Source organism: Pseudomonas sp. NBRC 111123, assembly GCF_001320205.1.
Taxonomy (GTDB): Bacteria; Pseudomonadota; Gammaproteobacteria; order Pseudomonadales; family Pseudomonadaceae; genus Aquipseudomonas; species Aquipseudomonas putida_J.
Map to the genome: position 1 here is coordinate 112,918 of NZ_BCAZ01000001.1, position 13,996 is coordinate 126,913.

Sequence of the window (13,996 nt, forward strand, 5' to 3'; positions counted from 1 at the left end):
AGCGGTCAGCCACGGCCAACGAAGGGCATGCTGCTGGCCATCACGGTCATGTTCAGTACGTTGGCGTCCAGCGGCAGCGCGGCGATGTAGCGCACCGCGTCGGCCACATGGCGCACGTCGAGCATGGGCTCGGCGGCGATCTCGCCATTGGCCTGGCGCACACCACGGGTCATGCGCTCGGACAACTCGGTCAAGGCGTTGCCGATGTCTACCTGGCTGCAGACGATGTTGTACGGCCGGCCATCCAGCGCCAGTGCCTTGGTCAGGCCCAGCACCGCATGTTTGCTCGCGGTATAGGGGGCGGTGAAAGGGCGTGGGGTGTGCGCCGAGATCGAGCCGTTGTTGATGATCCGCCCGCCTTGCGGCTGCTGGCGGCGCATCAGGCCGAAGGCGGCGCGGGCGCACAGGAACACGCCGTCGACGTTGGTGGCGATGACGTTGCGCCAGTTCTCCAGCGGCAGCTCGTCGACCGGTACGGCGGGGGCGTTGATGCCAGCGTTGTTGAAGATCACATCGAGGCGGCCATGCACCTCTTCGATGGTGGCGAACAGTTGCTCGACGCTTTGTTCATCGCGCACGTCGGTGGGCACGGCCAGGGCTTGACCGCCCGCTGCCAGTGCCTGTTCAACCACCGCTTGCAGCGGCTCTGCGCGGCGCCCGGCGAGGACCAGGCTGAAGCCGTCCTCCAGCAGGGCGAGGGCGACGGCCCGGCCGATGCCGCTGCCAGCGCCGGTGACCAGGGCGATTTTCTTGTTCTGATTCATGTTGGAGCTCCGCAAGGTTCAGGCTGCGTTGGCTGTTTGCCCGGCAGGGCGGGGGCCGACGCGCAGGTGCAGTTCGCCGATGCCATCGATGCCTGCGTGGATCGTGTCGCCTGGGTTCAGTGGCGCGACGCCGGGTGGGCTGCCAGTCATGATCAGGTCGCCCGGGCGCAGAGGTAGCTGGCGGGACAGCCGGCTGATCACCTCGGCCAGAGCCCAGGTCTGCTGGCTCAGGTGGGCGCGCTGGCGCTCCTGGCCATTGACCTGCAGCCACAGCGAGGCATCCAGTGGCCAGGGGCATTCGCTGGCGGGGACGATGGCGGTCATCGGTGCCGAGGCTTCGAACACCTTGGCACCTTCCCAGGGCAGGCCCTCGGCCTTGGCCTTGCGCTGGTGATCGCGGCGGGTCATGTCGAGGCCCGCGGCAAAGCCGAACACGTGTTCCAGGGCATGTTCCGGAGCAATGTCGGCCCCACCCTTGGCGATGGCGGCTACCAGCTCGATTTCGTGGCAGAACTCATCGGTCTGCGGCGGGAAGGGCAGTTCGCCCTGTGCCTCGACCACATTGCTCGCGGGTTTCATGAAGAACACAGGCTCTTGTGGCGCCGGCCCGTAAGCCGCTGGCCAGGGGTAGTTACGGCCCAGGCAGAACACCCGGCCGACCGGGAAGCGCGCAGCGCTGCCGCGGATCGGCAGACTGACGATGGCCGGCGGGTTGAACAGGTAGGTCATGGGTGAATCCTCCGTACTGGAGTGGCCAGCGTAAGTCAGAGGCTGGCCGGCAAAGTTGGACGAAAACGGGGTTGGCTTGGACTATCCAAGTAACCTGCGCCGGCCTCTTCGCGGCTAAAGCCGCTCCTACAGGTACAGCGCTGTCCTCAGGCTTGGCGCTATCCCTGTAGGAGCGGCTTTAGCCGCGAAGGGGTCGGCATGGCCAATGCATTGCTTGGATCAGGCTGCAGTTTTCAGCTCGATGCGGTACAGCTTGCCGAGCAGCAGCGAGTAAGACAGGGTGCCCATCAACGCCACCCCACCGATGAACCAGAACGCCATGGCAAACGACCCGCTGGCATGCACGATCGCGCCAATCACGATCGGCGTGACGATGCCGCCGATGTTCGCCGCCAGGCTGGTGACCCCGCCGGTCAGGCCGATCAGTTGCTTGGGCGCCACTTCCGACACTGCTGCCCACGACGCCGAGGCGATGCCCTGGGCGAAGAACGCCAGGGTGAGGATGGCGATGCACAGCACATTGGAGTCGGTGAAGTTCACCAGCACGATCGACATGCCCAGCATCGAGCCCACCACCAGCGGCAGCTTGCGGGCGAACGACAGCGAGTAGCCCTTGCGGATCAGCAGGTCCGAGACGATCCCCGCCAGAAGGATGCCGACCGTGGCACCAATGAACGGCATGACCGCGAAGATGCCGACCTTGATCAAGGTCAGCTGGCGCTCTTCGATCAGGTAGGTGGGGAACCAGGTGAGGAAGAAGTACAGCGCCGAGGTGCTGGCGAACTTGCCCAGGCAGATGGCCCAGACCTGGCGATAGCGGAACAGCTCGGCGACCTGGCGCCAGTCGAAGCGGGTGCGCTCCTGGCTGCTCTTCACCAGCCCACCGCCGTCTTCGATGTAGGCCAGCTCTTCCTTGCTGACCTTCTTGCAGTTCAGCGGGTCGCGGTACAGCCACAGCCACACCACGCCGAACAGGATGCCGACCAGGCCGGTGCTGTAGAACACGTGGCGCCAGTCATAGGTGGTCGCCAGCCACAGCAGGGCGCCGGTGAACAGCGCGGTGCCCAGGTACTGGCCGCACACGTAGATGCTGCTGGCCATGCCGCGTTCGCGGGCGGGGAACCACACCGTGACCGCGCGGCTGTTGGCCGGGAAGGCCGGGGCCTCCATGGCACCGACTGCCAGGCGCAGGCCGAACAGCGAAGCGAAGCCGCTGGCCAGGCCTTGGGCCACGGTGACTGCCGACCAGCTGATCAGGGATACGCCGTAGGTCAGGCGCGAACCGAAACGGTCGGCGATGAAGCCGGCAGGTACCAGGGCCAAGGCGTAGGTCCAGGCGAAGGCGGAGAAGATAAGGCCCATCTCGACCTTGTCCAGGCCCAGGTCCTTGCCCATGAACGGCGCTGCGATGGAAATGTTCACCCGGTCGACGTAGTTGATGATGGTCGCCACCAGCAGCAGCGACAGCATGAACCAGCGGCGGCGGGTGGGCAGGCGCTGGGCAGGGGCCGCGTCCAGCGCGTACGACGACGCGGCGCGGGGGGTAGGCGTGCTCGACATGAGTCGACCTCGTTTGTTGTTGTTGGTAGAGGTTGGGCTGCAGTCCCTTTTCTAAGGTGGTCGTACAACATCTCGAATGCAACGGCTGTTTTAGACCGTTTTTTTCATACGAGGCGGGGGATGGTGGCCCTGTCCAAGAAAATCAGCGGGCAGGGTTTTGCTCGGATTTCATGCTGCAGGGCGCGATTTTTGAGGGTTGCACAGTTTTCTGGTTGCGCTGCTTTTTGTAGACGGGTTTAAATTGGTAAGTCTAGACATCGTACAACTTGGCTTTGCCTGCCCAGGCCTCTCACGGGCAAGCCCGCTCCCACAGGTACTGCGCAGTCTTGAAGCCCTGTGGAGACCTTGTGGGCGCGGGCGTGCCCGCAAAGAGGCCTGGACAGGCAGCGCCACACACCGATTGGAGCAAGCTGAATGCCCCCCAAACGCGAGGTCCCGACCTACGTCATGCAGCAGCGCAGCGAGCTGATGGATTTCTACATCCGCGATCAGCGCGGCCGCCCCGCCGAGACCGCGCCGCATCGTCACGAGTACTTCCAGATTCAGGTCAATTTGGGTGGTGACACGGTGCAGCATATTGGCAGCGTGCAGCGCCCCTTCAGGCGCAACACCCTGGCCTTCATCCTGCCGCACCGGGTGCATGTGATTCCGCACCCGGCAGACAGCGACTTCGTGGTGATCAATTTCTCCCAGACCTTCCTGCTGCCGCACCTGGCCTGCGACCCGATGGACCTGGAAGAGGTGTCGATCCTGCAGGCGCCGGAACTGTCACCGTTCCGCTTCCAGGAGCATCTTGATTTCTGCCTCGATGAGGCCGACTTCGCCGAGGTGCGGCAGCTCCTCGAACGCATGCGGGCGCTGGACGGCAACCGCCGCTTCGGGAGCCGCGAAATGCTCAAGGGCCTGTTGCTGCAGCTGATCGGCCAGGTCTGCGGCCTGTACGCCGAGCCGCTGCGCGAACTGGCCGACAGCAATGCCGCCCAGCTCAGCCGCCGTGCCGCGCTGGGCCGCATGAGCGAGTACCTGCGCCGGCATATCGACGACCCCGACCTGAACCTGCATAAAGTCGCCGCCGCTACCTACCTGTCGCCGACCTACCTGACCCACTGGTTGCGCAAGGAAATCGGCAAGACCTTCAGCGAGTTGGTACTGGAGCGGCGCATGCACACTGCGCGCAACTACCTGCTCAATGGCAGCCGCCCGGTGGGCGAGGTGGCGCGGCTTTGTGGCTTCGCCGATGAAGCCTACTTCTCCCGGCGCTTCCGCCAGATCCACGGCCTGCCACCGGGGCAGTTCCGCCGCCAGCAGCGCGACCCGGATACGCCGCAGGTTGCGATGCGGTAAGCTTGCCGGCATGAACCTCGACACCCGCATCAAGTACCGCCACCTGCTGTGTTTCCTGGAGATTGCCCGGCAGGGCAGCCTGGCCAGGGCGGCCGATATTCTGGCGATCAGCCAGCCAGCGATTTCCAAGACCCTAAAGGAGCTCGAGGACCTGCTCGAAGCGCGCCTGTTCGAGCGCAGCCGCCAGGGCGTTGAGCTGACCCCGGCCGGCACCCGCTTCATGCGTTATGCCGGGCCCAGCGTGCAGGCACTGCGTGATGGCGTCAGCAGCCTGCGCGGTGAAGCGCGGGCACCGTCGCAGGTGCGCATTGGCGTGCTGTCGACGGTCGAGGGGCTGCTGATGCCCGAGGTGCTGTGCCGGCTGCATCAGCGCCACGACGCTTTGGTGATCAGCGTGGTGACTGGGGTCAGTGCGCAGTTGCTCGGGCAACTGCACCTGGGCGAGCTGGAACTGGTGGTCGGGCGCATGACCGACAGCCCGCAGATTCAGGGGCTGTCATTCGAGCATCTGTACAGCGAGTCCATGGCCGTGGTCGTGCGCCCCGGCCACCCCTTGCTCGCGAGCGCACCCGTGGAGCGGCAGCGGGTCGGGCAGTATCCATTGGTGCTGCCACCACCTGGCACCACCATCCGCCAGCATGCTGACAGCCTGTTCGTGCAATGCGGGATCCAGATGCCGGCGCAGCGCCTGGAGACCTTGTCGCTGGCGTTGAGCCGGCGTTATTTGCTGGGTAGCGATGCGTTGTGGGTGGCGCCGCGTGATGCGGTACTGCTCGACTTGCGCCGAGGGGAGTTGGCGGAGCTCGACCTGGGCGTGAGTGAACCGGGTGGTTCGGTGGGGATCTGCCGTAATGCGGCCTTGCCGTTGAGCTTGCCGGGGCAATGGGTTTGCGAGGTGCTGCGCGAGCTCGCCGAGCAGTATCGCGAGGGGCGGTACCCTTGAGGAGCCGGGGACAACCTCACCCTCACACCAGCTCAGAACCTGCAGAAATAAAAAGCCACAAAAACCCGGAAAACCCGCCACAAACGGTCAATACTGGCCAATGGCTGTAAAGCTTCCATGAAGAAGCCTTTACCTACTGAACTTCCTTACGAAAACCCGCTCTTATGCCGGTAGCCATTGGTGATGGCCGCCTGATAAGCTCGCGGCTTTACCCTGATTGCCCTTATGGCGCATGAACAAGGAAATAGCATGAAACAGCATCGTCTGGCGGCTGCGGTTGCCCTGGTAGGCCTGGTACTGGCTGGCTGCGATCAACAAGCCAGCAGCCCCGAGCTGAAGACTCCGGCACAGAAAGCCTCCTACGGTATCGGCCTGAACATGGGCAAGAGCCTGGCTCAGGAAGGCATGGAAGACCTTGATTCGAAAGCGGTCGCCCTCGGCATCGAAGACGCCGTTGGCAAGAAGGAGCAACGCATCAAGGACGAAGAGCTGGTAGAAGCCTTCACCGCGTTGCAGAAGCGCGCTGAAGAGCGCCTGGCCAAGGCCAGCGAAGAAGCCGCCAGCGCTGGCAAGAAATTCCTCGAAGAAAACGCCAAGAAACCTGGTGTGGTCACCACCGCCTCGGGCCTGCAGTACGAAGTGGTGAAGAAGGCCGACGGCCCACAGCCGAAGCCGACCGACGTGGTCACCGTTCACTACGAAGGCAAGCTGATCGATGGCAAGGTGTTCGACAGCTCGGTCGAGCGTGGCAGCCCGATCGACCTGCCAGTCAGCGGTGTGATCCCAGGTTGGGTCGAAGGCCTGCAGCTGATGCACGTTGGCGAGAAGTACAAGCTGTTCATCCCGGCTGAGCTGGCCTACGGTGCCCAGAGCCCGAGCCCGCTGATCCCGGCCAACTCGGTCTTGGTGTTCGACCTGGAACTGATCGCCATCAAAGACCCGGCCCAGCTGCAAGGTGGCGAAGCGCCGGAAGCTGAAGCCCCGGCCGAAGCACCTGCCAAGTAATACTGCCGGTACCTGCACAACGCCCCGTTCTGACGGGGCGTTGTCGTTTCTGGGTGATCATTTGCCGAACCTCATGCGGCTGGCATTGTCCGAGCAAGAGCAGTGTGAAGAAGCCGGAAGCTTCTGACGCAAATCGTTTGCGGATCTGAAACGACTGTGTAAAAAACGCCCGATCTGACCGGGGCCCTTGCCTTGTGGGCGCCTGCCGTCTCAAACTTCGCCCTGTTCACAAGGTTATCCACAATAAATGTGGATAACCTGTCCCTGCCGGAGGCTCCATGAGCGCACCCTGGAATTTTGCCCGTTTCCTGCCTTTGGCCGAGCGCCTGCTCAGCCGTGGCCGGTTGCCGGCCTTGCTGTTCGCAGTGGCCCGCAAAGGCCCGCGCATCGGCCAGTTGCGTAATGACGTCAAGCTGCTGCAGTCGCTGTGCCTGGCCTGGTGGCGCGGTGAGTATCGAGCCATCAGCCCCAAGGCGCTGGTGACCATCGTCGCGGGCCTGCTGTACTTCGTCAGCCCTATCGACGCCATCCCTGACTGGATCCTGGGGGTCGGCTTTCTCGATGACATCGCCGTGCTCGGCTGGGTACTGAAGACCGTGGCCGATGAACTGGCGCGCTTCAAGGCCTGGCGCGACAGCCAGGCGCCCGAGCGCCTGCGGGTGGTCGAGCGCTTGCCCGACACCCCCGAAGCGCTGCGCCTGGAGCGCAATACGCACTGAAAAAGAGCAAGTCCCCACAGACTCCCGCGCTTGGTAATATAATTGGCATAAGCGTTATGCCTACGGATTACATGCAGTAATCCTTACGTAAGGGGGTTGTAATGGGTATTCAGGTTATTAGCCGGGACGGTCAGCCCGAGTACGCAGTCGTGCCCTGGGAGCAATATCAGGCGCTGCTCAAGGCAGCCGGGCAGGCACCCGCAGAGGGGGTTGCCGAGTCCGCGCAACAGAGCACCCCGCCAGCCAGCCTTCCAGCGTTCAGTGAAGTGGCTCAATTGCGCCAGGCCAAAGGCATCGCTCCTGAGCAGTTGGCGCGTAATGTCGGGGTCAGCCCGGCTTACCTGGCCATGATCGAATCGGGCGAGCGCCAGCCGGATGCTGCGATCCGCCGTGCCCTGGCTTGGCATCTTGGGGTGGCTGGCTGGAGCGAGCCGTCATGAGCCAGGTCAGGATCAGCCGTCAGCATTGGCAAAACCTGCTGGACGAGCTTGACCTGGCCCGCCGTCAACGGCACCTGCTCACCTACCGTGCGCTGATCGAGCGGCTGCAGTTGCCCAGCCCGGCCATGCAGACCCTGACCGCCGCGCTGGAATACCTCGCCGTGCTCGATGCCCGTGCCGAGCAGCCGCTGCGCAGCTCGCTGGTGATCAGCCAGGGTGCCAGCCGTTTGCCGCGCACCGGCTTTTTCGAATGCGTGGAGCGCCTGGGGCGGTTCTCGGGGCCGGTCGATGGCATGGAGGCGGCGTCCTGGCATGCCTCCGAGGTTGTCAGGGTGTTCGAGTACAGCTATCCCGAGACGGCCTGATGCACCCCTAAGCCTGACGCGATTCCTGTCGGAGCGGCCTTGTATCGCGAAACGGCTGCGCAGCAGCCCCGGCGGCGCATGCAGTGACGCTGAAACCCTGGGGCTGCTGCGCAGCCCTTTCGCGATACAAGCCCGCTCCTACAACAGGCAATGCATTCCTGTGAATGAATCCGCAAGACCGGCCATGGGTATCTACCACTTCCAATGCGTCCAGGTGCTGGTGCCGACCAAACAGCTCCAGTAGCTGCCCAAGCGTGGCGTCGAGCCGTACCCTTGGCTGTTCGGCCATCGGTACACTCATCAGCGCTGGCAGCTGTCGGCTCTCCCGTACTCCCAACTCCTGTGGCCGCCCCAGCAGGTAGCCCTGTACCAGGTCCACACCCATCTCGGTCAACACCGCCAGCTCTTCCGGCAACTCGATCCCTTCGGCAATCACCTGTGCTTTCGACGCCCGGGCAATTTGCAGAATGGAGCCGACGAACTCGCGCTTGAGCGGGTCGCGGTGAATGCCATCGATGAAATGGCGGTCGATCTTGACGTACTCCGGGCGCAGCTCCGACCACAGGCGCAGGCTCGAATAGCCCGCACCCAGGTCGTCCAGGGCAATGGAAAAGCCCATGTCACGGTAGTGGTGCAAGGCGTTGGACAGCAGCTGGAAATCGTCGGTCGGGGTCTGCTCGGTCAGTTCGATCACCACCCGGCTCGGTGCCAGCCCTACGTGCTCGAGCAGCTTGAGGGTGAGCCCGGAAGGGTAGTGTGGTTCCAGCAGCGATTCGGGCGAGATGTTGAGAAACAGCTTGCCGTCGAGGCCTTGCTCGCTGAAACGCCGGCATGCGCTTTCCCGGCACGCAGCCTCCAGTTCGGTGAGTTGACCAGCCTGGCGGGCAATGGCGAACAGGTTCAAAGGTGAGTGCAGCGGGCTGTTGGACGGGCCACGGCTCAAGGCCTCATGAGCGAACACGCGCCGCTCGCTGATGCAGACGATCGGCTGGAACAGGCTGTGAATGCTGCGCTGAGCCAGAATGGCGCTCAAGGCACTGAGCTGTTCGGCGACGGTCATGACGGTATCCTGAAAATGAAAGGGCCGGGCGTTCGCACGCCCGGCCCCTCTATTTCACGACAGCGCGATGACTGTTTGATGACAGGTCACATTAATCTGCCATCACTGTCGAGGTGCCTTATTTCTTGGCTACCTTGGTGCTCGCGCTCAGGTAGTCGATCAGGATGCGCCCGGTCTCCGAGAGGTAGGCGTCATCTTCCGGCTTGGTATTTTCATCCTCGGCCGGCAGGGCATCCTCGTCCTCTTTCTTCAGCTCCTTGAGTGGCTCTTCGCCCTTGGCCTTGCGACGGGTGTTCTCCAGTGCCAGTTGCTTGGCCTCGACGTCGTCGTGGCGGGCACGGCGTTCCTGCTCGTTGAGGCTGACGGTCTTCTCGTCCATCAGCTTCTTGGTCAAGGCCAGGCGGTCGCGGATGTAGATGAACTCTGCATCCTTGTCGCTACGTGCTTCATGTTGTGCCTTGAGCTGCGCCAGGAACGGCTTGAACGGGTCGGACGCCGGCTTGACCACCGGGCGGATGGTATCCCACGGCATGGCCTCTGGCAGGGCGCTTTCGCCGATTTCCTTGGTGTCGATGATCGACGGGTAGTCGATATCCGGGAGCACGCCCTGGTGCTGGGTGCTCTGCCCTGAAACCCGGTAGAACTTGGCCAGTGTCAGCTTCAGTTCGCCATGGTTGAGGGGCTGGATGGTCTGTACGGTGCCTTTGCCGAAGGTCTGGCCACCGATGATCAGCGCACGGTGATAGTCCTGCATGGCGCCGGCGAAGATCTCCGAAGCCGAGGCAGACAGGCGGTTGACCAGCAGCGCCAGCGGGCCTTTGTAGAAGGCGCCCGGGTTTTCGTCTTCGAGCACGTCGACGCGGCCGTCGCTGTTGCGTACCAGCACGGTCGGGCCTTTCTCGATGAACAGGCTGGTCAGCTCGGTGGCTTCCTGCAGGGAGCCGCCACCGTTGTTGCGCAGGTCGATGACCACGCCGTCTACCTTTTCCTTTTGCAGCTCGGTGAGCAGTTTCTTCACGTCGCGCGTGGTGCTCTTGTACTCAGGGTCACCGGCACGGTAGGCCTTGAAGTCCAGGTAGAAGGCCGGGATCTCGATGATGCCGAGCTTGTAGTCACGCCCGTCCTGCTTGAGCTTGAGCACCGACTTCTTCGCCGCCTGCTCTTCGAGCTTCACGGCTTCGCGGGTGATCGAGACGATCTTGCTGGTCTGGTCGCTTGGCGCATTGCTGGCCGGGATCACTTCCAGGCGCACCACCGAGCCTTTCGGGCCACGGATCAGCTTGACCACTTCGTCAAGGCGCCAGCCGACCACGTCGACCATTTCCTTGTTGCCCTGAGCGACGCCGATGATCTTGTCGGCCGGTGCCACCTGCTTGGTCTTGGCGGCCGGGCCTGCCGGCACCAGGCGCACGATCTTGACCTGGTCGTTGTCGCTCTGCAGCACCGCGCCGATGCCTTCGAGCGACAGGCTCATGTTGATGTCGAAGTTTTCAGCGTTATCCGGCGACAGGTAGTTGGTGTGCGGGTCGTAGGACTGGGCGAAGGTGTTGATATAGGCCTGGAAGATATCCTCGGCACGGGTCTGGTCCAGGCGCGCCAGCTGGTTCTTGTAGCGCTTGGTCAGAGTTTCCTGGATCTGCTTCGGCTCTTTGCCAGCGATCTTCTGGCGCAGCACCTCGTCCTTGACGCGTTTGCGCCACAGGTCGTCGAGCGCGGCCTGGTCCTTCTCCCACGGTGCATCCTTGCGGTCGATCAGCAAGGTTTCCTTGGTGGTGAAGTCCATCTTGTCGACGCCCTTGGCCAGTTCGGCCAGGGCGAAGTCCAGCCGCTGCTTGACGCGGTCGAGGTAGCGCTTGTAGATGGTGAAGCCGGGGTCGAGGTTGCCGCTTTTGAGGAAGTCGTCGAACTGCGTCTTCCACTTGTCGAATTCGGCGATGTCGGCTGCGGTGAAGTAGCTGCGGGCCGGGTCGAGCAGCTTGATGTAGCTGTCGTAGATGATCACCGAGCGGGCGTCATCGAGCGGCGGCTTGCTGTAATGGTGGCGCTTGAGCAATTCCACCACGTTGAGGCTGGCGACGATTTCGTCACGATCCGGCTGCAGGCTGTCCCACTTGTTGGCGGCCGCCGCATTGCCGCCGAGCGTAAGGCTGCCCAGGCCAACCATCAGGGCCAGGGCGGTGCTAGGTAGGAAATGCTTCATGCTGATTCGACGTGGAGGCAATTGATCACGCATAGTAGGCCGTCTTTTCCGTTCGCCGGTTCCATCGGAGCCGGGCAAATACTGCAAAAAGCCTGAGGAGTGGCTCCTCAGGCTCAGTCTGTGATTCAACTATGGAGGCACTGTGAAGGCATTGCAAGGCGTTGACGGACATGTGGCCTGGGTCGAGGCCGAACGCCCGGCCTGTGACGCGGGCCAAGTGCGCATTCGAGTGGCTGCTGCGGGGCTGAACCGAGCCGATCTGCTGCAGATGAAGGGTCTGTACCCACCGCCGCCAGGCGCCAGCCCGTACATGGGCCTGGAGTGTGCCGGGGTGATCGAAGAGGTTGGTGCCGGCGCTGACTGGCGTGTGGGCGACCGCGTTTGTGCGTTGCTGGCCAGCGGCGCCATGGCCGAAGAAGTGGTGGTCGATGCCCGCCATGTGTTGCCGGTGCCAGAGGGCCTGAGCCTGCACGAAGCGGCGGCGCTGCCGGAGGTGTACGCCACGGCGTGGTTGAACATCTTCCAGCTGGGCAAGGTGAAGGCCGGTGAAAAGGTGTTGGTGCATGCCGGTGCCAGTGGTGTGGGCTCGGCGGCGATCCAGTTGTGCAAGGCCTTCGGCAGCCCGGTATGGGTCAGTGTCGGTTCCCAGGATCGCCTGGACTACTGTGCAGCGCTGGGCGCAGCCGGTGGCGTGGTGCGTAACGAGAACCTCGAGGCACTGGAAGGCTTCGGGCCGTTCGACGTGATTCTGGACCCGGTGGGTGCCAGCTACGGCGAGCTCAACCTGAAGCTGTTGGCCCGTGACGGGCGTTGGGTGATCATCGGCTTGATGGGCGGGCGCAAGTTCGAGCTGGACCTGGCCCAAGTGCTGGGCAAGCGCCTGGAAATCACCGGCTCGACCCTGCGCAACCGCGATGACGGCTTCAAGGCCGAACTGCTGCGTGAATTGCAGCAGCAGGTATGGCCGCTGTTTGCCGAAGGGCGGTTGTCGGCGCAGTTGGTCGATACCTACCCGGTCGAGTTTGCCCAGGCGGCGTATGCGGAGCTTGAGACCAATCAGGTATCCGGCAAGCTGGTCATGGTTATCGACCCAAGCCTGGCATAAGCAGGCACGGCCTCTTCGCGGGTGAACCCGCTCCCACCAGGAACGGTGATCCCTGTAGGAGCGGGTTCACCCGCGAAAGGGCCGGTACAGGCAATGCAAGATATTCAGGACCAGGTCAGAATCGGCCAGCCATTGGTCTGTGCATGCTCACGCAACACCGCATCCGGGTTCACCACATGCGGATGATCCACCTTCAGCAACAGCGGCAAATCATTGCGCGAGTCGGAATAGAAACTCGCCCCTTCCAGGTTCTCCTGCTCCTGGTCCAGCCATTCCAGCAGCCGGGTGATCTTGCCCTCGCGGTAGGTCAACACCCCGTGGGTCTTGCCGGTATACACCCCGTTCACCGCTTCAAGCTCGATCGCCAGGTACTCGTCCACCCCCAGGCGCGCCGCAATCGGCCCGACCAGGTGCGTGCCTGAAGCAGAAATGATCAGGATGCGATCGCCCCGCTGGCGATGCTCGGCTATGCAGCGGCAGGCGTCGCCGTAGATGATCGGCTCGATCACGTCTTCGACCCACGGCTCCACCAGGTGCTCGACTTCCTCCAGCGTGCGCCCGGCAATCGGCTCCAGGCTGAACGCCATATAGTCTTCCATCCGCAGGTGGCCCTTGCCGTAAGCCTCCATCAGTTCATGGTCGCGGCGCAGGAATTCCTTGCCGTCGACCCAGCCCAGCCGGGCCATCTGTTCACTCCACAGCGACGCGCAGTCGCCGTGGATCAGGGTTTCGTCCAGATCGAAAATTGCCAATGCCATGATGGTGATTCTCCTTAGGCCACTTCGCGCAGCGCCGTGGGGTCGATCGACAGGGAAACGCGCTTGCCGTCGGCATGCAGGTCGTCAGGCGAACGATTGAGCACGTCGACCACCAGTTCCACCTCACGCACTTGTACGCGGTAGCGGATGACGTTGCCAAGCAGGCTGTGACTGCGCACCTCGGCGTCCAGTTCACCGTTGACACCCAAGGTGATCGACTCCGGGCGAATGGCCAGGCGGCCGGCCACCGGGCGCTGCAGCAGGCGGCTGGCGCTGTCGGCGTCGAGCAGGTTGTAGTTGCCGATGAAGCCGGCGGCGAACAGGTCGACGGGCGCTGTGTAGAGGGTTTCAGCATCGCCGCTCTGGACGATGCGCCCCTGGTTCATCAGGAAGATGCGGTCCGACATTGTCAGTGCCTCTTCCTGGTCGTGGGTGACGAAGATAGTGGTCAGCCCCAGCTCGCGCTGGATCGCACGGATCTGCTCGCGCAGGTGCTTGCGGATGCGCGCATCCAGCGCCGACAACGGCTCGTCGAGCAGCAGCAAGCGCGGGCGGGTGACCAGCGAGCGGGCCAGGGCCACGCGTTGGCACTGGCCACCAGACAGCTGGTGCGGGTAGCGCCCGGCGAAACTGCCCAGCTCCACCAGGTCCAATGCTTCGCGCACGCGCTGCAGGCTTTCATCGGCCTTGACCTTTTGCATGCGCAGGCCAAAGGCGACGTTCTGTTCCACAGTCATGTTGGGGAACAGCGCATAGCTCTGGAACACCATGCCGATGCCGCGTTTTTGCGGGCTTAGCGGCACGATGTCGTGGCCGTCGAGAAGGATGTTGCCACCGTCCACCGGGGTCAGGCCTGCGATGCAGCGCAGCAGGGTGGACTTGCCGCAGCCGGAGGGGCCGAGCAGGGTGACGAACTGGCCGCGTTCGATCTGGCAGTCGATGTTCTCGAACACCGGGCTGCCGGCGTAGCTCTTTTGCAGGTTCTGTACGCTGACGAAGCTCAT

At 63.4% G+C, this 13,996-nt stretch carries 14 protein-coding genes; 7 read left to right on the plus strand and 7 right to left on the minus strand.

The window, feature by feature from the left end:
- Positions 1-5: 5 nt before the first annotated feature.
- The 3 genes from APH27_RS00515 to APH27_RS00525 form a co-directional block, all read right to left on the minus strand.
- Complete coding sequence (locus APH27_RS00515; protein WP_027918129.1) at positions 6-764, minus strand: SDR family oxidoreductase; 759 nt, start codon at positions 762-764, stop codon at positions 6-8.
- 18 nt (positions 765-782) lie between these two features.
- Positions 783-1,493, minus strand: a complete 711-nt coding sequence (locus APH27_RS00520; RefSeq protein WP_060483714.1) for a fumarylacetoacetate hydrolase family protein — start codon at positions 1,491-1,493, stop codon at positions 783-785.
- Positions 1,494-1,712: 219 nt separating this feature from the next.
- Positions 1,713-3,053 carry an MFS transporter gene (locus tag APH27_RS00525; protein ID WP_060483715.1) on the minus strand — a complete coding sequence of 447 codons (1,341 nt, stop codon included), beginning with the start codon at positions 3,051-3,053 and terminating at the stop codon, positions 1,713-1,715.
- Between the two features lie 414 nt (positions 3,054-3,467).
- Here APH27_RS00525 and APH27_RS00530 point away from each other — a divergent pair, with 414 nt between their 5' ends.
- The 6 genes from APH27_RS00530 (at position 3,468) to APH27_RS00555 (ending at position 7,869) form a co-directional block, all read left to right on the plus strand.
- A complete protein-coding gene (locus APH27_RS00530) occupies positions 3,468-4,397 on the plus strand; it encodes an AraC family transcriptional regulator (RefSeq protein WP_027918132.1) in 930 nt (309 codons plus the stop codon).
- Positions 4,398-4,407: 10 nt separating this feature from the next.
- Positions 4,408-5,340 carry a pca operon transcription factor PcaQ gene (gene pcaQ / locus APH27_RS00535; RefSeq protein WP_027918133.1) on the plus strand — a complete coding sequence of 311 codons (933 nt, stop codon included), beginning with the start codon at positions 4,408-4,410 and terminating at the stop codon, positions 5,338-5,340.
- Positions 5,341-5,589: 249 nt separating this feature from the next.
- Positions 5,590-6,345 (plus strand): FKBP-type peptidyl-prolyl cis-trans isomerase, encoded by a 756-nt coding sequence (locus tag APH27_RS00540; RefSeq protein ID WP_027918134.1) that lies wholly within the window; start codon positions 5,590-5,592, stop codon positions 6,343-6,345.
- Between the two features lie 278 nt (positions 6,346-6,623).
- Positions 6,624-7,064: a YkvA family protein gene (locus APH27_RS00545; RefSeq protein WP_027918135.1), complete on the plus strand. Its 441-nt coding sequence runs from the start codon at positions 6,624-6,626 to the stop codon at positions 7,062-7,064.
- A 101-nt stretch (positions 7,065-7,165) separates the two neighbouring features.
- Positions 7,166-7,504: a helix-turn-helix transcriptional regulator gene (locus APH27_RS00550; protein WP_060483716.1), complete on the plus strand. Its 339-nt coding sequence runs from the start codon at positions 7,166-7,168 to the stop codon at positions 7,502-7,504.
- Positions 7,501-7,869 (plus strand): hypothetical protein, encoded by a 369-nt coding sequence (locus tag APH27_RS00555; protein ID WP_027918137.1) that lies wholly within the window; start codon positions 7,501-7,503, stop codon positions 7,867-7,869. The genes APH27_RS00550 and APH27_RS00555 overlap by 4 nt, the downstream gene beginning before the upstream one ends.
- 7 nt (positions 7,870-7,876) lie before the next feature.
- On the opposite strand, the gene APH27_RS00560 is transcribed toward APH27_RS00555, so the two are convergent.
- The gene (locus APH27_RS00560) at positions 7,877-8,929 is read right to left on the minus strand and encodes an EAL domain-containing protein (RefSeq protein ID WP_256250537.1); all 1,053 of its coding nucleotides are present in this window, start codon (positions 8,927-8,929) and stop codon (positions 7,877-7,879) included.
- Between the two features lie 118 nt (positions 8,930-9,047).
- Entirely contained in the window at positions 9,048-11,129 is a 2,082-nt protein-coding gene (locus APH27_RS00565) for a carboxy terminal-processing peptidase (protein WP_177331622.1), read from the minus strand.
- 142 nt (positions 11,130-11,271) lie between these two features.
- On the opposite strand from APH27_RS00565, the gene APH27_RS00570 reads away from it, so the two are divergent.
- On the plus strand, positions 11,272-12,234 hold the full coding sequence (locus APH27_RS00570) for an NAD(P)H-quinone oxidoreductase (protein ID WP_060483718.1): 963 nt from the start codon (positions 11,272-11,274) through the stop codon (positions 12,232-12,234).
- A 104-nt stretch (positions 12,235-12,338) separates the two neighbouring features.
- On the opposite strand, the gene APH27_RS00575 is transcribed toward APH27_RS00570, so the two are convergent.
- Entirely contained in the window at positions 12,339-12,992 is a 654-nt protein-coding gene (locus APH27_RS00575) for an HAD family phosphatase (RefSeq protein WP_027918140.1), read from the minus strand.
- Positions 12,993-13,006: 14 nt separating this feature from the next.
- Positions 13,007-13,996 carry an ABC transporter ATP-binding protein gene (locus APH27_RS00580; RefSeq protein ID WP_060483719.1) on the minus strand — a complete coding sequence of 330 codons (990 nt, stop codon included), beginning with the start codon at positions 13,994-13,996 and terminating at the stop codon, positions 13,007-13,009.